General features: G+C 61.2%; 14 protein-coding genes and 1 tRNA gene. 5 read left to right on the top strand and 10 right to left on the bottom strand.

Annotated features, from left to right (window positions below; translation table 11 throughout):
- Positions 1-117 precede the first annotated feature (117 nt).
- Genes MF268_RS18085 through mtgA form a run of 4 tightly spaced genes read right to left on the bottom strand, consistent with a single transcriptional unit; the run spans position 118 to position 4,731 of the window.
- Positions 118-2,118, bottom strand: a complete 2,001-nt coding sequence (locus tag MF268_RS18085; RefSeq protein ID WP_238372271.1) for a hydantoinase/oxoprolinase family protein — start codon at positions 2,116-2,118, stop codon at positions 118-120.
- Complete coding sequence (queG, locus tag MF268_RS18080) at positions 2,115-3,203, bottom strand: tRNA epoxyqueuosine(34) reductase QueG (protein ID WP_238372270.1); 1,089 nt, start codon at positions 3,201-3,203, stop codon at positions 2,115-2,117. The genes MF268_RS18085 and queG overlap by 4 nt, the downstream gene beginning before the upstream one ends.
- A gap of 60 nt (positions 3,204-3,263) precedes the next feature.
- The gene (fzlA, locus tag MF268_RS18075; RefSeq protein ID WP_088632367.1) at positions 3,264-3,929 is read right to left on the bottom strand and encodes an FtsZ-binding protein FzlA; all 666 of its coding nucleotides are present in this window, start codon (positions 3,927-3,929) and stop codon (positions 3,264-3,266) included.
- A gap of 55 nt (positions 3,930-3,984) precedes the next feature.
- On the bottom strand, positions 3,985-4,731 hold the full coding sequence (gene mtgA / locus MF268_RS18070) for a monofunctional biosynthetic peptidoglycan transglycosylase (protein WP_238372269.1): 747 nt from the start codon (positions 4,729-4,731) through the stop codon (positions 3,985-3,987).
- 294 nt (positions 4,732-5,025) lie between these two features.
- Here mtgA and MF268_RS18065 point away from each other — a divergent pair, with 294 nt between their 5' ends.
- Positions 5,026-5,886 carry a VPLPA-CTERM sorting domain-containing protein gene (locus MF268_RS18065; RefSeq protein WP_238372268.1) on the top strand — a complete coding sequence of 287 codons (861 nt, stop codon included), beginning with the start codon at positions 5,026-5,028 and terminating at the stop codon, positions 5,884-5,886.
- 200 nt (positions 5,887-6,086) lie between these two features.
- On the opposite strand, the gene MF268_RS18060 is transcribed toward MF268_RS18065, so the two are convergent.
- The 5 genes from MF268_RS18060 to MF268_RS18040 all read right to left on the bottom strand — a co-directional run bounded on the left by MF268_RS18060 (position 6,087) and on the right by MF268_RS18040 (position 14,426).
- A complete protein-coding gene (locus tag MF268_RS18060) occupies positions 6,087-7,082 on the bottom strand; it encodes a hypothetical protein (RefSeq protein ID WP_238372267.1) in 996 nt (331 codons plus the stop codon).
- Between the two features lie 373 nt (positions 7,083-7,455).
- The gene (gene gltB / locus MF268_RS18055) at positions 7,456-11,988 is read right to left on the bottom strand and encodes a glutamate synthase large subunit (protein ID WP_238372266.1); all 4,533 of its coding nucleotides are present in this window, start codon (positions 11,986-11,988) and stop codon (positions 7,456-7,458) included.
- Positions 11,985-12,413, bottom strand: coding sequence for a GFA family protein (locus MF268_RS18050; RefSeq protein ID WP_238372265.1), 429 nt, complete (start codon positions 12,411-12,413; stop codon positions 11,985-11,987). The genes gltB and MF268_RS18050 overlap by 4 nt, the downstream gene beginning before the upstream one ends.
- A complete protein-coding gene (locus MF268_RS18045) occupies positions 12,410-12,847 on the bottom strand; it encodes a GFA family protein (RefSeq protein WP_238372264.1) in 438 nt (145 codons plus the stop codon). The genes MF268_RS18050 and MF268_RS18045 overlap by 4 nt, the downstream gene beginning before the upstream one ends.
- Positions 12,848-12,986: 139 nt before the next feature.
- Positions 12,987-14,426, bottom strand: coding sequence for an NAD(P)-dependent oxidoreductase (locus tag MF268_RS18040; RefSeq protein ID WP_238372263.1), 1,440 nt, complete (start codon positions 14,424-14,426; stop codon positions 12,987-12,989).
- Between the two features lie 231 nt (positions 14,427-14,657).
- Between MF268_RS18040 and MF268_RS18035 the strand changes: the two genes are divergently transcribed.
- Entirely contained in the window at positions 14,658-15,461 is an 804-nt protein-coding gene (locus MF268_RS18035) for an undecaprenyl-diphosphate phosphatase (RefSeq protein WP_238372262.1), read from the top strand.
- A 4-nt stretch (positions 15,462-15,465) separates the two neighbouring features.
- On the opposite strand, the gene MF268_RS18030 is transcribed toward MF268_RS18035, so the two are convergent.
- Positions 15,466-16,449, bottom strand: coding sequence for a complex I NDUFA9 subunit family protein (locus MF268_RS18030; RefSeq protein ID WP_238372261.1), 984 nt, complete (start codon positions 16,447-16,449; stop codon positions 15,466-15,468).
- 212 nt (positions 16,450-16,661) lie between these two features.
- Between MF268_RS18030 and MF268_RS18025 the strand changes: the two genes are divergently transcribed.
- The 3 genes from MF268_RS18025 to MF268_RS18015 all read left to right on the top strand — a co-directional run bounded on the left by MF268_RS18025 (position 16,662) and on the right by MF268_RS18015 (position 19,617).
- A tRNA-Leu gene (locus MF268_RS18025) sits at positions 16,662-16,748 on the top strand.
- 84 nt (positions 16,749-16,832) lie between these two features.
- On the top strand, positions 16,833-18,200 hold the full coding sequence (locus MF268_RS18020) for a site-specific integrase (RefSeq protein ID WP_238372260.1): 1,368 nt from the start codon (positions 16,833-16,835) through the stop codon (positions 18,198-18,200).
- Positions 18,201-18,318: 118 nt separating this feature from the next.
- On the top strand, positions 18,319-19,617 hold the full coding sequence (locus MF268_RS18015; RefSeq protein ID WP_238372259.1) for a hypothetical protein: 1,299 nt from the start codon (positions 18,319-18,321) through the stop codon (positions 19,615-19,617).
- The last annotated feature ends 160 nt before the right edge of the window (positions 19,618-19,777 follow it).

The following is a 19,777-nucleotide window of genomic DNA, read 5'->3' as shown; positions in this document are numbered from 1 at the left end:
CCTGCAATTATAAAGTTATTCACAGCTTGAGTCCACATCTAGACGGACCAGCACCACAACAGGTCGAGAAAAGACGGTCCGAAACCACAAGATGTGGAGACTTTCCCGAACGCCCCCCTATACCTCCGCCGCCACCCGGGGCCGCCCGCTCGCCTCAACGGTCACAACCGCTTCGACGAACACTTCCCGCGCCTCGGCCTGCGCCACCCGCACATCCCGCGTGACCGAGATTTGCACGCCCTCGGCCCCGCTTGCCGCCGCCAGCGCCTCGGCCTTCAAAACCTCTTCCAGCCGCGCCATCGCCGCCTCGGACTCCGCGAAATCTTCCGGCCCCTCCGCGAGATGGACCCGAAACCGCCCCTCGGCCGGGCAGGTCACCGTCCCGGACCGGCGCACCGTCACCCGACCGACGACCGCCCCGATCGCATTCGCCACGCCCGCATGCTCCGGCAGGATCATCCGGCGCCCAAGCCGCTCCCCCACCGCCGGGTAATAGGCCGGGGCCGACGCGCCCAACCCGATCACATCCACGTTCAGCCGCGCCTCAAGCGCCAGAACCCCGCGATGCCCCGCCAAGGCCCGCGCCATCAATTCATGGCGCGCCAGAACCTCGGGCGCCGCGTCAAACGCTTCGCCCTCTTCGGCAAAAGCAGCCTCCAACAGGGCCAGAGCGGTCTGTTGCGTCAACTGGTCCACGATCATCCGCGCCAGCGCCCCCGCATCCGGGGCCAGACGCTCGCCCGACCCGATCCGCCGCCGCGCCATCAGGGCCAACGCCTTTTCCGCCGCCGCCCCGTCCCATGCCTCAAGCCGCCCTAGCAAGTGCGACGCATCCGAGGGCGTGACGCCCGCCACCTGCACCAAACCGCGATCCACCAGCCGGCCCAGCGCGCCCTGCTCCATCCGCGTGCGCAGAACCGCGCCCATCGGCTGCACGCCCTCGATCCGCTCCAGCAAAGTGGCCTCCCGCGCGCTCAAGCCGCCCGCAGGCAGACCGGGCACCGCCCGCAGGAACCGACCGTCATATTCGCCAACGCTCTGCGCCCGCAGCTGCGTCTCCAGCGCGCGATGTACCACCTCCGGCGCCTCCCGCGCCATCAGCGCCACCGGCACCAGCCGCCGAGGCCCCAGCCGCACTCCGCCGCGCAGCCCCTCGACCTCCACATGAACCTGGCTGTCTCCGCCCAGCCCGGTGGTGCGCATCGCCACCGCTTCGACCATGGTGCGATGCCCGCCAACCCGCGCGCCCCCCGGATCGATCAAAGGCCGTCCTTCCCGCAGCATCGCCACATCGGTCGTTGTCCCGCCGATATCCGACACCAGCGCGGTCTGCGCCCCGGTCAGCCAGCGCGCGCCTACAAGGCTGGCCGCCGGGCCACTCAGGATAGTCTCGATGGGCCGCAGCCGCGCCTGCTCCGCCGACATCAGCGCCCCGTCGCCGCGCACCACCATCATCGGCGCCGTGACCCCGATCTCGCCCAGCACATCCTGCGCCCGCCCGATCAACCGGTCGATCATCCCCACCAGCCGCGCATTCAACACCGCCGTCACCGCCCGTTTCGGCCCGTTCAGCCGGGCCGACAGCTGATGCGAGCAGGTCACCGGCAGCCCGGTCACTTCTGCTATCACCCGCGCTGCCTCAATCTCATGCCCCGGGTTACGCGTGGCGAACTGCCCGGCCACGGCAAAGGCCGACACCCCGCCCGCGACCTCGTCCAGAAAGCCGCGCAACCCCGCCACATCCAGGGGGCACACCGCGCCACCCGCGTGATCATGCCCCCCGGCCAGAACCACCGACGGATCGCCCCGCAGAACCTCCGCCAGCCCGTGCCGCGCCAGATCCTCTTCACGAAACCCGATGTAAACCAGCGCCACTCGCCCGCCCTGCCCCTCGACCAGCGCATTCGTCGCCAGCGTCGTGGACAGCGAGGCCAGCGAAACCTCCGCCGCCGACACCCCGGCCTTTCCCAGAACCGCACCCACCGCCTCGCCCACGCCGATGGCCAGATCCTGCCGCGTGGTCAACGCCTTGGCGCTCGCGATCACCTCATCCTCACCGCGCAGCAAAACGGCATCCGTATAGGTGCCGCCCGTATCCACCCCCAGCAAGATCGTCATGCCTGCAACCTCTCCACCGCCCAGACGGCTGCATCGGCGACCGTCGCATCCGCATCGCCGACCAGCCCGCGCGCCACCTCCAACAGGGCCGCCTCACCGGAATTGCCAATCGCGTAGAGCACATTGCGTACGAACCGGTCCCGCCCGATCCGCTTGATGGGCGAGCCCGAGAACATCGCCCTGAACCCCGCATCGTCCAGCACCGCCAACTCGGCCAACCTTGGCGCAACCAGATCATCGCGCGCCGCATAGCGCATATCGCTCGCCGCCACCGCGAACTTGTTCCACGGGCAGGCCGCCAGACAATCGTCGCACCCATAGATCCGGTTGCCCATCTTCTCACGCAACTCCGGCGCCACCGGCCCCTTATGCTCGATCGTCAGATAGGAAATGCAGCGCCGCGCATCCATCCGGTAAGGCGCCGGGAAAGCATCGGTCGGACAGGCGTCCAGACAAGCCCGGCAGGATCCGCAATAATCCCGCTCCGCCCCGTCCACCGGCAGCTCCAGCGTAGTAAAGACCGAGCCGAGAAACGCCCAGTTCCCCCAGTCCCGGCTCAACAGGTTGGTGTGCTTGCCCTGCCAGCCCAGACCCGCCGCCTGCCCCAGCGCCTTCTCCGGCACCGGTGCCGTATCCACAAACACCTTCACCTCCGGCGCGGCCACCTCCGGAAAGGAAACCCAGCGCCCCTCCCCGTCGCGGCACCCGCCTTTGGACGACGCCTCGATCAGCCAGCGCGCCAGCCGCTTCAGCCGCTTCTTCACCAGATCATGGTAATCGCGGTTCTGCGCATAGACCGAAATCGCCCCGCGCTCCCGCCGCGCCAGTACCGCCCGGGGATCGACCTCCGGCGTATAGCTCTCCGCCAGCATGATCACCGACCGCGCCTCGGGCCAGAGCGCCAAAGGATTGCCCCGCCAGTGCGACCGCTCTTCCAGCCAGCCCATCTGCCCATGATACCCCGCCTCCAGAAACGCCGCCAGACGGCCGGCAACCTCCGGCACATCGCTCGGCCGACATACCCGGCAGGCAACGAACCCCTCGCGCAGGGCCTGCGCCACAAGCTGCTCTTTCAGAACATCCATGTCTTCTTTGGGTCAAAAATATCCCGGGGGAGTCCGCAGGACGGGGGCAGCGCCCCCTTTTCAGAAGTCGAGATCGGCATAATGCGGCGGTGGCCGGAAACCGGGAATCTGGTCGGCAAGGATCGACCGGAAGGCAGGGCGCGACTTGATCTTCGCATACCAGTCCTTGACCGCCGCCGACCGGTTCCAGTCCACGTCCGAGATGTAATCCAGCGAGGACAGATGCGCGGCAGCGGCGAAATCGGCCAGCGTCATGCTGTCCCCCGCCAGCCAGCGCCGGTGATCCAGAAGCCAGGCCATGTAGTCGAGGTGATACTTGATCGCCTTGGCCCCGGCCTTGACGTTCTTGCTGTCCGGATAGCCCGCACCGGTCACCTTCTTGTTGACCCGCTCATACAGCAGCTTCGACGTCACCTCGTTATGGAACTTGTCGTCAAACCAGCCCACCAGCCGACGCACTTCCAGCCGCCCCTCGGCATCTTTCGGCATCAGCGCGGGTTCGGGGCGGGTCTCCTCGATATATTCGCAGATCGCCGCGGACTCGGCCATGATCCTGCCGTCCAGCTTCAGCACCGGCACCTTCGCCGCCGGGTTGCGGCGCAGGAAATCCGGATCCGCCTCCCAATAGCGCTCCTCGACCAGCTCCACTTCTATTTTCTTCTCGGCAAGGCTCAGACGCACCTTGCGGCAAAAGGGGGAAAGGGGGACGTGAAACAGTCGGGCCATGATGATCCTGGTTACAGTAAAGCCTCACCAGCAATGCCTGTTGCGGCAGGGATTTTCAATCCTCGAAACAGGCCGCGCGCCCATCTGCGCGAATGGTGGCCGCCCCCTCCCGGATCGACGCCGCCCGCTTGCGGACGAATGACGACGGCTGCGTGACGGACCGTTCGCGCGGATTCGGCAGGATCGCCGCGATCAGCGAGGCCTGCTGCGCGGTCAGCTTATCCGGCGCCCGGTCGAAATAACGCTCCGAGGCCGCCGCCACCCCGAACACCCCGTCACCCATCTCGGCGACGTTCAGGTAGACCTCGACGATACGCCGCTTCGACCAGATCACCTCGACCAAGGGCGTCAGACCCGCCTCCAGCGCCTTTCGGATCCAGCTCCGCCCCTGCCAGAGATAGACATTCTTCACCACCTGCTGGCTGATCGTCGACCCGCCCCGCGCCGCCCCCGCGTCCCACGCCTTGCGGATCGCCTCCACGTCAAACCCCCAGTGCAGGCAGAAATTCGCATCCTCCGCCGCCACCACGGCCCGCGCCATCTCGGGGGCCACGTCCTCGATCGCTACCCATTCCCGCTCGACCGAACCCAGCCGCCGCTGCTCCGCCCAGATCGTATGGGTGATCGGCGGGTTTACCACGGTGTAAAGCAGCACCACGAACAGCGCCAAGGCCACCGCCACCAGCACGGCGCGCGTGGCCAGAAACCACAGCCACCCCTTCAGGCTACGCTGTTTGAATCGACGCGTTTTCCCCTTGGCGGGACGCTTGCTCTTGCGGGCGGTAGAGGATGCCTTTGCCATGGCCCAGCATTACGCGCAGACGCGGCGGCGGAAAAGAGCTTAACAGATGCTCCATTCCGAACGGACCAAACCAGCCATACCGCTTCTCTCCGAATCAAAGGAAACGGGGAAACAGTCGGCATTTGTTTCCTGGCGCAGCCCTGACGACTCCCCGAACCAAGGCAAAAACCGGCATAGTTGCATTCGACCTTCCCCGCCCCTCAGAAAGGGGTTTTTTGTTTAAAAAACATTGAGATGGCAATGTTTTGCCATACGGTGGCCGGAATTGACGGAAGCCAAAATTCGGAGGGACAAATGGCAAGACGAATCAGATTAATCTCGACAGTATATTTTGGTGTCATCGCATGTGGCCTGACCGCAGGCATGGCACAGGCGGCCGATATCTCGCCGAACATCGTCTTCGGATCGGGCAATACCAATGGCAGCTTTACCGTTGGCACCGGCAGCTATAACGGCCCCAACATCACCGGTCCCGATGCCAAACTGGAAGTTGGCCTGCGCGCCAAGCTCCGCTTTGACGAAAACAATGCGCCCAGCGCCACCTATAACTACGACGGCGTCGACACCTATACCTTCGACGCAGGCGCCGCTCCCGGCGGTTTCAACTGGGATAAAAACAGCCCGACCACCCCGGTCTGGAGCTTTGACTGGAGCGTCGCGACAGAACTCGACTTCACTCAACCCTCCTTCAACAACACCAGCCTCAACGCGCTAACCTATGAAATGCGCATTGACGGTGATGCGGGTGCAGGCACCGACTTTTTTGCTTTCGACCCGATCAACCAGCCCTATTGGGACCATGCACTTGGCAATATGGCAACCGGCAATGGCGATGGCATCGTCGCGGCCAGCCCTTCGGAATATGCTTATTATCTCGGCACGTCATCCGTTGCGCAAAATTCCTGGAACTATGAATTCTTCAATGAACCGAGCGACGGCTTCTTCATGTCGCCGCTCGCCACCTTCGACCCAAGCGTGGCTGGCAATTACCGCATCGAATTCGAAGCTTTCTACAATGGCAACTCTGTCGCCTCGACCGGCATCAATGTCGTCGTGAACGCGACAACGCCAGTGCCGCTGCCTGCGTCGCTGCCGATGCTGGGCGCCGCCCTCGGCGGGATCGCCGTTCTGCGTCGCCACCGTCGCAAAGCATGATCGCCTGATCATCCAGACCAAGGGCCGCGCAACGCGGCCCTTGGCTATTTGGTTTTTCTGCATCGGCCTGCTGTCAGACCATGTGCGCAGGACCAAAGCTTGGTCGCGGCAGTTGCCGCTCCTATCAGCGCAACGTCTGGGACGGAAAATATCCGACCCGCCCCCCCGGACAGTGACCCCGACAAAATCCCGGCGACCGCTTACGCCGCCGCCGCGATCAGGCTTTTTCGATAGCTCTCGAAATAGGGCTCGAACGCCGAAAACTCCCGCAACGGCTCAAGATAGCATTCCGCCAGCAGATCAGCGTCCGAAGGATCAAGCGCCAGCTCACGAAAACTCTGATCTTCGCTCAGCGCAAGCTGGGACCGGAGGTCGTCGAACTCCTCTTCGCCCATGGCTTCGAAAGCCCGGCGCAGGGTCCACGTCCGGAAATGCTCGTTCACCGTGGATAGCGATTCCAGCTCTTTCTGATGCGGCGGACTGTTCTTGTACAACTGGTTCCGCTCCATCGCGCCGATCAGCGTATCGATCAAAGCATTTGTGGCCGCCCGGGTTTCCAGATTGCCATGGTCCGTGCGGTTGTCGCTCTGAGCATCCGTAGCGATGTCATGCGGCGCAGGAAGCTCTGTCAGGGCTTCGTACTGCCGCCAGAACCGTTCCGGATCGCGCGTATAATCCTCCATCGCCAGCACCACCGGCTCGAACCCGTTGTCGCGCCAGATTGGCAGGATCCGATCCAGCCGCAGATTATCCAGCAAGGGCGTGCGAAAGGCGGCGAAATATCCCTGAAGATTCAGGGACCCGCCATATTTGATGTATTGCGCATGCGCCGACCTGATCCAGTCGACGGGATTCCGAAGGATCAACAAGGCCGTCCGCGAAAGCTGCGACAGCGTTGCCGCAATGAATGCCTGCCGTTCAAGCGTCAGATGCCGGTACTCTTCCGGCGTATCCTCCGCGCAGCCGAAATAGGTAAAGCACTCATAGGACAGCACATTGGGCTTATCGGCGGTCAGGTTGATGTCGATCTTGTGCGCGTCCGGCGAACGGGCCCCGGCCATGAACGCCTTGGAAAGCGCATCCCCCGCGCTGACACCGTTGAAAAAGTTGTAACGATCCGACCGGTTCCAGCGTTCCTGCATGAACGTCGACAGGCATTTTCCATGGCCGATGTGGATCAGGTCAAACTCTTTCATGGGACACTCGTACAATCTCTGGGCATGACGACGATCTCATGCGCGGTGAAACCTATCCGGCAGCGGCGCAATCTCTGCACGCCGCGACCGCTGCCGCTCACACGGCCCCGACAGCGCCGAGGCCCGACACATGCATTTACGCATGCAGCGAAAGGATATTTAGATCCACCTATAAGTGTAAACATGAATAGGCAAGTTTACCTGAACGGAACTCATATACATTTTCGCCACAGTGATCCTGGCGCCTGCAAAACACGCAAAATGCCTGAACTCATCGAAGTCGTCGATTGCGCTTCCGCAACCGCACCCGAAACAGAACACATGAAAAAAGGGCCGCAAATGCGGCCCCTTCCCGTCTTCTATCCTTGATCCGTCACTCTGCCGGAATGGCCCCCTGCTCAAGGCTCAGCGGCGCAGCAAGGTGGTTCAGCATCTCTTTCGGGCAGACCTGAAGGAAGTTCTGCTTTTCCAGATCCCAGTGCTGCAGGATATCGGCCCCCTTGAGGCTGTTGGTCTCGGCCACATGGCGCTCAATCAGCTCTTCGAGCTGCAACTCCCAGTGCGGCACCGTCACCGGGCAGGTGACCAGCGTTTCAAGGTTCATCATCGTCGTGGCCTTGCCCTCGGGATCGTAGAGATAGGCCATCCCCCCGGTCATCCCGGCACCAAAGTTCGCACCGATCTCCCCAAGGATCACGGCCACGCCGCCCGTCATGTATTCACACCCGTTCGACCCGCAGCCCTCGATCACCACTTTGGCACCCGAGTTACGCACCGCGAAACGCTCGCCCGCACGACCGGCCGCAAAGAGATACCCGTCGGTCGCCCCGTACAGAACGGTGTTGCCGATGATGGTGTTTTCGCTCGCTTTCAGCGGGCTCGCCATCGGCGGGCGCACGACGATCGTACCGCCGGACAGCCCCTTGCCGACATAGTCGTTCGCGTCGCCGGACACTTCCAGCTTCAGACCCGGCGCGGCAAAGGCCCCCAGCGACTGCCCGGCCGAGCCTTGCAGCTTCACCGTCAGGTGGTCGTTCTGGAACGCGTTGCGCATGCCAAAGTTCTGCACGATGAGGCTTGAGGTGCGGGTGCCCACCGTGCGGTGCGTGTTCTGCACCGCATAGGAAAGCTGCATCTTCTCGCCATCCTTAAGGAAGCGCGCCGCGTCACGCACGATCTCCGCATCCAGCGTATCAGGCACAAAGTTGCGCTCTTTCTCGCGGTCATACCGAATGCGCGAGGCCCCATCGACCGTGATCAGCAGCGGGTTAAGGTCCAGATCGTCCAGATGCGCCGACCCGCGGCTAACCTGCGCCAGCAGATCCGCACGACCGATCACCTCGTCCAGCGACCGGGCACCGATGGCCGCGAGCAGTTCGCGCACTTCGGTGGCGTAGAAGGTGATCAGGTTGACAACTTTGTCCGCCGAGCCGGTGAACTTGCCGCGCAGCGCCTCGTCCTGCGTACAGACGCCCACCGGGCAGGTGTTCGACTGGCACTGACGCACCATGATGCAGCCCATCGCGATCAGCGCGGCGGTGCCGATGCCGAATTCCTCGGCCCCCATCATCGCCGCCATTACGATGTCACGGCCCGTCCGCAGACCGCCGTCGGTGCGCAGGGTGACGCGCTCGCGGAGCTTGTTCATCGCAAGCACCTGATGCGCCTCGGTCAGGCCCATCTCCCACGGAAGACCCGCGTATTTGATGGACGTGGCCGGAGAAGCCCCGGTGCCGCCGTTATGGCCCGAAATCAGGATGATATCCGCCTTGGCCTTGGCCACACCGGCAGCAATCGTGCCCACGCCCGAAGACGCGACCAGCTTTACCGTCACCTTGCAGCGCGGGTTGATCTGCTTGAGGTCATAGATCAGCTGCGCCAGATCCTCGATGGAGTAAATGTCGTGGTGCGGCGGCGGTGAAATCAGCGTCACGCCCTTGGTCGAATGGCGTAGACGCGCGATCAGGTCGGTGACTTTCATCCCCGGCAACTGGCCGCCCTCACCGGGCTTGGCGCCCTGCGCGACCTTGATCTCAAGCTCTTCGCACTGGTTGAGGTATTCGGCGGTGACACCGAACCGCCCCGACGCGACCTGCTTGATCTTGGCGCTGGGATTGTCGCCATTCGGCTCCGGCACGAAATGCGCCGGATCTTCGCCGCCTTCGCCGCTATCGGACTTCGCCCCGATCCGGTTCATCGCCACGTTCAGCGTCTTGTGCGCCTCGGGCGACAGCGCCCCAAGCGACATGCCGGGCGTCACGAAACGCTTGCGGATCGAGGTGATGCTTTCGACCTCTTCGATCGGCACCGGCTTGCCCAGCGGCTTGATGTCGAGCAGATCGCGCAGGTGGATCGGCGGGTTGCTCTGCATCTTGCGCGAATACTGCTTCCACAGCTCATAGGACGCCTTGTTGCAGGCCATTTGCAGCATATGCATCGAGGTCGCTTCCCAGGCGTGGGTCTCGCCACTGGCGCGCGCCTTGTAAAAACCGCCGATGGGCAGCGTGGTCAGACCGGACTCCCAGCCCAGCGCATGCACCTCTTCCGCCTTCCGCTGGATACCGCTCACGCCGATGCCGCTGATCCGGCTGGTCATGCCGGGGAAGTATTCGTTGCACATCGCACGGCTCAGGCCCACGGCCTCGAAATTCAGCCCGCCCCGGTACGACGACACGACCGAAATCCCCATCTTGGCCATGATCTTGAGCAGACCGGCATCAATAGCATCGCGATAGCGCATGACCGCCTCGGTCAGCGGCCCGTCGATCAGGCCGCGCTCGATCCGGTCGGCAATGGAATCCTCGGCGAGATAGGCGTTCACCACGGTCGCCCCGCAGCCGATCAGCACCGCGAAATAATGCGGATCGATACATTCCGCCGAACGCACCGTCAGCGAACAGAAGGTCCGCAGCCCGTTGCGCGTCAGGTGGCTGTGCACCGCGCTGGTGGCAAGGATCATCGGCATCGCGACGCGACCCTCGCCCGAGTCCTGATCGGTCAGAACGATATGCCCGGCGCCCGAACGCACCGCGTCCTCGGCCTCGGACCGGATCCGCGCCAGCGCGCCGTGCAGCGCCCTTTCACCCTTTTCAAAGGTACAGTCGATCACCGTCATCGGCGCGTTGAACTGCGTGGTCAGCGCCTCGAACTGTGCATTGCCGATGAACGGGCTTTCCAGCACCACGATCTCGGTCTGGCTGCTGTCCTCGTCCAGCACGTTCTTGAGGTTACCGAACCGTGTCTTGAGGCTCATCACGCGGAATTCACGCAGGGAATCGATCGGTGGGTTGGTGACCTGAGAGAAGTTCTGGCGGAAGAAATGGCTCAGCGGGCGGTACTTCTTCGACAGGACGGCACTTGGCGTGTCATCCCCCATCGAGGCCAGAGATTCCTTGCCGTCCTCGGCCATCGGCGACAGGATCTGTTCCAGCTCTTCGATAGTGTAACCGGCCGCGATCTGGCGGCGGCGCAACTCTTCGCCAGAGAACAGCGGCTTTTCACTGACCCCGGCCAGCACTTCGTCCGCATCGTTGATCTTGCCGACCCATTCGCCGAACGGCTGCGCGGCGGCCAGCCGGTCCTTGATCTCGACATCGTGGAACAGCTTGCCATCCTGCATGTCGACCGCGATCATCTGGCCCGGGCCCAGCGCGCCTTTTTCCACCACGGTGGATTCGTCGATTGGGACCATGCCCGCTTCGGACCCGGCAATCAGAAGCCCGTCGCCCGTCACCACATAGCGCATCGGGCGCAGACCGTTCCGGTCAAGACCACCGCAAACCCAGCGCCCATCGGTCATCGCCAGCGCGGCCGGACCGTCCCACGGCTCCATCACCGAGTTGCAGTAGGAATACATGTCGCGCCAGGCCTCGGGCAGCTCCACCGCCTGCTTGGACCACGACTCCGGCACCAACATGGTCTTGGCCATCGGCGCGTTACGCCCCGCGCGCACCAGCACCTCGAACACCGAATCCAGCGCCGCCGAATCCGAGGACCCGCCCGCGATGATCGGTTTGATATCCTCGGCCATCTCGCCAAAGGTCGACGACGCCATGCGGATCTCATGGCTCTTCATCCAGTTGGTATTGCCCTTGAGCGTGTTGATCTCGCCGTTATGGGCCAGCATCCGGAACGGCTGCGCCAGCCACCACTGCGGGAAGGTATTTGTCGAATAGCGCTGGTGATAGATCGCAAAAGCACTTTCGAACCGTTCGTCCATCAGGTCGGGGTAGAAAACCGCGACCTGCTCGGCCAGCATCATGCCCTTGTAGATGATCGACCGGCAGGACAGCGACGCGATATAAAGCTGCCCGACACCGGCAGCGGCGGCGGCCTTCTCGATCCGGCGACGGATCACGTAGAGCTCGCGCTCGAATGTTTCCTCGTCCACGCCCTTGGCGTTCGAGATGATTATCTGCTCGATCTCGGGCCGGGTCGCGTTGGCCTTTTCACCCAGACAGGTCACATCCACCGGCACGTGGCGCCAGCCATAGATGTAATACCCCATCCGCAGCACTTCGGATTCCACGATGGTCCGGCAGGTCTCCTGCGCGCCGAAATCCGTGCGGGGAAGGAACACCTGCCCGACGGCGATCAGCTCGTCCTGACGCGGTTCATGGCCCGTGCGCTTGATCTGGTCGTAGAAGAACGGCACCGGGATCTGCACATGGATACCCGCGCCATCGCCGGTCTTGCCATCCGCGTCCACCGCGCCCCGGTGCCAGATCGCCTTGAGCGCCTTGATTCCGGATTCCACGACCTTGCGGCTTTTCGAGCCGTCCACCGACACGACAAGCCCCACACCGCAGGAGGAGTGCTCGCTCTCTTCGGTATAGAGCGAATTCTCTGCCATCCACTTGCGCTTGGTTTCTTCCGCGCGCACCCAGTTCTCATCATAAGCAGTCATGGCATTTCTCCTTCGGGTATAAACGGGTGTTTCTCTTCGTATTCGGCGGCGGTTACACGCGTGGGCCCATCGGCAATGTCCCAGCCGTCCGGTTTTCGGTCGGCATAGACGATACGCGTCAGCCGTCCGCCCCCGGCATTTTCAAACAGGCCGGGTACAAATTCATAATCGCCACCGTCGTCACGCAACCAGAGCGCCGACCCGCAGGTGTCACACCAGGCGCGTTCCGAAAACGGGGAAGAACGATAGGTCTTGACCGGGCCGCTCACGGTAACCGTATCCGCCGGGGCGTCGATGCCCATCTGCACGGTGCCGCTCCAGCGCGTGCACATCGTGCAGAAACAAGCGCTCATCTCGTGGCCCAGACGGCCCGAGACCGTGACCGCACCACACAGGCAACGGCCATGTTGCACCGCCTCGCTCACGCGTCGTCCTCGATACCGAACATCTTCATCACTTCGCTGCGAGTCATGCGCTGATGATCGCCCGCGATGTCGAAACAGGACGGCTTGTGGTCGATGTAGATCTCGCGCTTCAGAACCAGCCCTTCGGTATCGTCGAACAGCCCGATCGGAATCTCGTAATTCTCGGTCATCGGACCATCGGCGGTGACGTGATAATACAACCCCGTGCCGCAGCGCTGGCACCACGCCCGCTCGGCCCAGTCGGAACTCTGCAGCGTGCGCACATGCGCCTCGCCTTTCCATGTCACGCCCTTGACCGGGACCGAAACCGCCATCAGCGCGGACCCCGTCCATCGGCGGCACATTTCGCAATGGCAGATGCCGAACCCCTCAGGGACGTCCTGCGCCGTGAATTCCACCGCGCCACACATGCATTTTCCGGTCCGCATCGTCATGTCACTGATCCGTTTGCCTGGGTCTCGCCAACCGGGTCCGCAACGCTGACCTTGTGACGCTTGGGTATTTCAGATGCCGCAGCGCGGCGGTGTACAGGGGGTGTACAGCCTGTGTACGGCAATCACGCCCCAGATTCTGTCATTCCGCCGCAACTGCAACAGGGCTGCCGAACTGGCGCAGGATCGCGTCGGCGCAGTCGCGACCGTCGCGAATGGCCCAGACCACCAGCGACGCGCCGCGCACGATATCGCCCACCGCGTAAACGCCCGGCAGATCGGTCTGACCGGTGGTGAACTCGGCCCGGATCGTGCCCCAGTTGGTCACGGTCAATTCCGGCTGATCCCAGAGCGTCGGCAGGTCTTCCGGCTCGAACCCAAGCGCCTTGATGACCAGATCCGCCTCTTCGACGTAATCCGCACCCTCGATCACTTCTGGCGCCTGACGGCCCGAGGCATCCGGTGCACCCAGACGCATCTTCTGCACCATCACGCCGCTGACCTTGTCGTCCTTGGCCACGAACCCCTTGGGCGCGCAAAGCCATTCAAAGACAACGCCTTCTTCCTCGGCATTGGCCACTTCGCGCTGGCTGCCCGGCATATTCGCCCGGTCGCGACGGTAAAGACATTTGACGCTCGTCGCACCCTGACGGATCGAGGTCCGCACGCAGTCCATCGCCGTGTCGCCGCCGCCGATCACGACGACGTTCTTACCCTCGGCATTCATCCGGCCATTGGTGAAATCCTCGACCTCGTCGCCAAAGCTCTTGCGGTTGGACGCGGTCAGGAAATCGATCGCCCGCTCGATGCCCGTGGCTCCGCTGCCCGGCCCGCCCAACTCGCGCGATTTATAAACGCCGGTGGCGATGATCACCGCATCATGGGTCTCGCGGATTTCCTCGAAAGAAATATCCTCGCCCACGGTGCAGTTCAGCTTGAAGGTCACGCCGCCCTGTTCAAGCTGGTCATTGCGGCGCATCACCACGTCTTTTTCCAGCTTGAAGCCCGGGATGCCGTAGGTCATCAACCCGCCCGCGCGATCATAGCGATCATAGATCGTGACCTGCACGCCGGCGCGACGCAACACATCCGCAGCCGCCAGACCGCCGGGGCCCGCGCCGATGATGCCCACGCTCTCCTTGCGCTCCTGCGACGGGTTGGCGGGCTTGACCCAGCCCTTTTCCCAGGCAGTGTCGGTGATGTACTTTTCGACAGACCCGATGGTGACCGTACCATGACCCGACTGTTCGATGACGCAATTGCCTTCGCAAAGCCGGTCCTGCGGGCAGATACGGCCGCAGATCTCGGGGAAGGTATTCGTCGCCTGGCTGACCTCATAGGCTTCCTGCAGCCGCCCCTCGGCGGTCAGGCGCAGCCAGTCGGGGATATTGTTCTGCAGCGGGCAATGGCTCTGGCAATAAGGAACACCGCATTGGCTGCACCGGCTCGCCTGTTCTTTGGCCTTTGCGTCCGCGAACTCGGCATAAATTTCATGAAAATCTTCGCGTCGCATATTAGCGTCACGTTTCTCCGGCATATCCCGGTCAATCTGGACAAATTTGAGCATCGGCTGTTTGGCCACGAGTCGGTCTCCAGAAAAAGGTAAGAAGTCGGCATCATTTAAACAAAGCATGAAAGGATGAAAAGTCAGCTATATTGACCTATTTCACGTTTTTCGACCGCCTGACGACAAAAAGTGGCGATCAAAACTCTTTTTTAGGTATCAAACCGGACCTAAATGTCCGCTTTCCATTCAATTTAGGTACTTATACATGATTCTCGAAACCGCTCCAAAATACCGGTCCCTTCGCCCATGCCTCTGTTTCAGCTAATACTGATTGCCCTGATTCAGGGCATAACCGAGTTTCTGCCGATCTCATCCTCGGGCCACCTGATCCTTATCCCCGGCCTGACCGGGCTGGACGATCAGGGTCAGCTGATCGACGTGGCGGTGCATGTCGGCACGCTTGGCGCGGTGGTCGTTTATTTCTGGAGCGACGTGCGCAGCGCGCTGGCCGGGCTGGGCCGTCTCTTTCGCGGGCGCGTCGATACCCCCGGCGCGCGACTCGCCCTTGGCCTCGTGATCGCGACCATTCCGGTCGTTATCGTCGGTGCCTTCCTGCACCTGACCGGGATCGACGAATCCCTGCGCTCGGTGGCAGTGATCGGCTGGACCATGCTGATATTCGGGCTGGTGCTTTACTGGGCCGACCAACGCGGCGCCGAACACAAGACCGCCTCTGACTGGACCAAGGGCGATGCGCTGAAAATGGGGCTATGGCAGGCCGTGTCGCTGATCCCGGGCACCTCGCGCTCGGGCATCACCATCACCGGCGCTCGCCAGATGGGCTACAATCGCGAAGACGCCGCACGTCTGGCCATGCTGATGTCGATTCCGACGATCTTTGCCTCGGCGGTCCTGCTGGGCGCGGACGTGGTCAATGATGCGAATTACGGCGCGGTTCACGACGCCGCACTGGCCGCGCTCTTTGCCTTTGGCTCGGCCCTGCTGGCGCTGACGCTGATGATGCGCCTGCTGCGCAGCGTCAGCTTTACGCCCTACGTGATCTACCGCGTTATTCTGGGCGTCGTCCTGCTGGTCTACGCCTATAGCTAGGCGATCAGGTCCGCAGGTTGCCTGCGGACTGCTTGATCGCATCGTACTGACCCGAAGGGCGGAAGCGCCACAGGTAATCCGGCAGGATCGCCTCCATTGCGACCGGCTTGATTCCCAGATCGTCAAAGCCCTTGGCATCCTCGGCCACCACGTTGTCGACCGCCAGGTTCCGGACCTGATCGCGCGTCAGCATAGTGTTGCGGAAGATCCCGAAGGACAGGAACTGCAGCAGGTCGAGACCCCCGGCCATGATCCGCGCGGCAAAGAACGGCAGGCCGATCATCACGCGCTTGCGATGGATCATGCCCAGCATCTTTTCCATCAGGCCGCGGAAGGTCGCGGTTTCGGGTCCGCCAAGTTCATAGATGCCCGGTGCGGCCTCGCCCAGCACGCCCTTGACGGCAGCCTCGGCGACATCGTCCACGTAGACGGGCTGGAAACGCGTCTCTGCCCCGACCAGCGGCACCACCGGCGAGAACATCGCCATGCCGCCGAAGCGGTTAAAGAACTGGTCCTCGGCGCCAAAGATGATCGAGGGCCGAAGGATCACCGCCGACGGGAAATGCTCAAGCACCGCCGCTTCGCCTTCGCCCTTGGTCCGGGCGTAGTCGCTCTCGGCTTCGGTGTCCGCGCCGATGGCCGAAATCTGAACCAGATGATCGACACCCTCGACAGCCGCCAGCCGCGCCACGCGGGCCGCACCTTCGCTCTGGACCGAGTCGAATGTATTGCGGCTTTTCTCGGCGAGGATACCAACGCAGTTCACCACCGCATCCGCGCCCTTGATAACCGAGGAAACCGAAGCATCGTCGCGGATATTGCATAGCACAGGCTCAACCTGGCCGACCGCGCCATAGGGGCGCACAAAAGCTGCCTCGTTGGGGCGGCGCACCGCGACGCGCACGCGCCAGCCCTGTTTGGCCATCCGCCGGGCAATGTACCGCCCGACAAAGCCGGACCCGCCAATGATCGTCACCAGTCTGGACATCCGTGCTCTCCCGTAACTGACTTTTACCGTGATCTACCGCTCTACGCCCTTGCGAACAAGGCGCAAATCGACGCGTTTCGCCCGCACCCACAGCACAAACCCGGACGCCCGGCAGATTATCTTCGTGTTAAGGCAAAAAACTTTACCTGACTCCGCGAAAATCCGTTTGACACCCCGCTCGCTAATCCTTAAGTGCACGGCTCACGACACCTGCCCAGGTGGCGGAATTGGTAGACGCGCTAGCTTCAGGTGCTAGTATTGGCAACGATGTGGAGGTTCGAGTCCTCTCCTGGGCACCAACGCTCTAAGCTTAACTGGTTGAATTTAAACGGTTTTTCTGGATGTAAGACCTATGGAGGTCCACATTCAGGTCCACAAAACCAATGACAAGAGCTTTCGTTATCAAGCACCTCCGGACAGAAGCAAACGGCACCCGGAAATATCGCCGACGTGTACCAAAAGGTCTTCAATCGGCGCTGGGCAAAACTGAGTTCGTGAAAGTACTCGGGAAAACCGAGCAAGAAGCCCTCCGCAATTATGGCCCGTATCACGATCACGTCGAACGTCTGTTACGATCCGCCACCCCAAAGCAAAATGCCGCAGACTTGGTCAGGATCAAAGCGGACATCGAAGCACACTTCTACGAGTTAGAACTGACCCCATACTCTCCCGGTGATACCCCAGACGAACGCCTGTCGCGTTCCGAGGAAGCCGAACGTATTTTGGGTAAATATCCAACCAACCCCGCGACCGGCTACCCCGACCCAGAGGATGTCAGCCTCCAGGACAGAGCGATGATCTCAGCTCTGCATAGCGGCGTTCATAGCTTAGAAGCAGAACTGTCGATCTCCCAGGCTTTTGCGTTCTACCTTTCAGAACGTCGAGAGCCCGATCCGTACAAGCTAAAAAAACAAGAACAACGGTTCGACCGCATAATGGCGGAACTCCTAAAGGTTACTGGACAAGATATTACCATATCGAAGGTTGGCCGGAACCACGCTAGAGCTTTGAGGGACAATCTCCTCAACAGGATGACACCTGCATCGGCCAAGCGCTACATCAACGATGTCAAAGCTGTCTTCTCTCTGGCCATCCGGGAGCATGACATGGACGCAAATAATCCGTTCCAAAGACTGAACTTCCCTAAGGATACAGATGCGGCAGTGGACCGACGCCACCCGCTTCCTTCCAAAGTCATTCTGGCGATGTATTCAGAATTAGAAAACAATCAGGTTCTTCAGGACATCTGGACGCTAATCCATCACTCAGGCTGTCAGTCTGCCGAAGTCTTGGGCCTGACGGCAAATGACCTAAACCTAGATGGAGCCATTCCGTTTTTTGAGATTAAACCGCATGGTTTAAGGACTGTGAAGGATCGGTCACGAATCAGAAAGGTGCCGCTCGTCGGCAAAGCGCTTCAGGTCGCTCAGCGCCTGGAATCAGCGACCGGCCCCCATAGCGCCCTCTTCCCCAAGTATGTAGCTACGAAGAGCCACGAAAACTTTAGCAACACGGTACGAGCCCGCCTCCGGAAACACACAAAGAACCCTAAACACGTCGTCTACAGCCTTCGACACAACATGAAGGATGCGCTCAGGGCAGCGCGCGTTGGCGAGCGAGTGGAATTGGCGTTACTCGGCCACTCCAGCGAGCGGTCTTCGTCAGAAGGATACGGTAGCCCCGTTAGACTAGAAGAACTCCACGAGGCACTATTGAAAATTGCATTCGATGTACCAAAAGAACCTGTGTAGGGCTCGAAAGATCAACATGCAGACACTTCGTCTAATTGACTCCCGAGATGCAGTTAAAAACCTCTCTTACCCGCTGTGACTGCCCAACATACCCGAAGACACTCCAGCAGGAGGGCTGATGCTGCCTAGCGAGCAACACAACATTGATCGCGACCCCGAAGCGCTGAGAGCGGCCAATCTGGCTGACCTGCTACTTGAGGCTCATTCACCTGAAGCGATGCAATTGGCGTCCTCGCTGTCAGAAGAGACGGTCTTGTTTCTGAAAGACACAGGCACACGTCAGCGTGGGTTCAAGACTGAAGCAAGAGACAGGTTTGACAGGACAGTTGGAGCCCTTCTAGGGGACCTAACGTTTGCCGCAACCAACCGTGCAGCCGAGCGATACTGCTACCGATCCAGTAATCGGGATGCGTTCAAACATACCGTAGCTGAAAGCCGACATTACGACGCCCTCAAGAACGCATGGCGCTCTATGGGCCTTATCGAAGTCGTAGATGGCTTTCGAGGCACCGATGACTTCGATGGTGCTGTATTTCATCCGGACACACCATCCTCGAATTGGGCTACAAGGCTCAGGGCAACGCCAAAACTGCTTGATCGACTAATTGCTCACGGCATCGAACCATTCTCTGCCAACCTGCACTTCAAACGGTCTTTGCCAATGTTGTCGCCGGTCTTGCTTCGGAAATCGAAAAACGAAGGTGGGCACAAAGGCGATCTTATGACTTTGCCGAAAGGCCCCAAGCTGGACCGAATGTCGGCGGAAGTGAGCGATATCAACGCCTACCTTTCGGATCAGGTTTTCAGCTTCGGACCACCTCCCTACCTCTATCGCAGCTTCAACAACGGAAATGCTTCCGGATTCGACTGGAACTTTGGCGGAAGATTTTATGCTTCGGGCAATACCTATCTTAGCTGGCCCAAGGAGGATCGTTTCAACATAACGATCAACGGAAGCCGCACTCGTGAGTTGGACATATCAGCGTGCCAGCTAACAATGCTGTATGGCCTGACTGATACCCCGATTGACGCGAATTCGGACTTTTACTTGGTCGACGACGTGCCAAGAGAAACGGTGAAGAAAACCATTAGCATTTGGGTCGGTCGTGGATGTGCCCCTGAACTTTCGGAAGTCGAAGTTTCATCGGACAAGAGAGCGCCGGAACATGCCGCCATCCTAAGACGGCACCCTGTACTCAGAAAGCTCCAAGAGGAAGGCTGGGACAGTCTGAAGCTCCAAGCAGTAGAGTCGGACATGATGTCAGACACCCTTCTCAAACTCGGGAAGCACTACGACATTCCAGCTCTGCCGATCCATGACTGTATCCTTGTGCGGGAGGAGGACGCAGAAACGGCCAAATCAGTGCTGAGCGAGGTCTTCAATAAGACTGTGGGCGTTACCCCTACCATTAAGTGACCCCGGAGCTCCCTCGGCGGTCTATGTTCTTTTCCCAATGTAGATGGTGTCAATGAACATCGACAGTTACGTCGACCTTTAAGGTAAGCATCCGGCGTAGGCCACAGCGAGGTCAACGCGCGCGGTCGCGGTCCATTTCGATGAACTCTTGCAGGTTTTC

Origin of the sequence: Heliomarina baculiformis (assembly GCF_019966545.1) — a bacterium.
Taxonomy (GTDB): Bacteria; Pseudomonadota; Alphaproteobacteria; order Rhodobacterales; family Rhodobacteraceae; genus Heliomarina; species Heliomarina baculiformis.
Note: the sequence above shows the minus strand (reverse complement) of the source record. Positions and strands in the feature narration are given on the sequence as shown.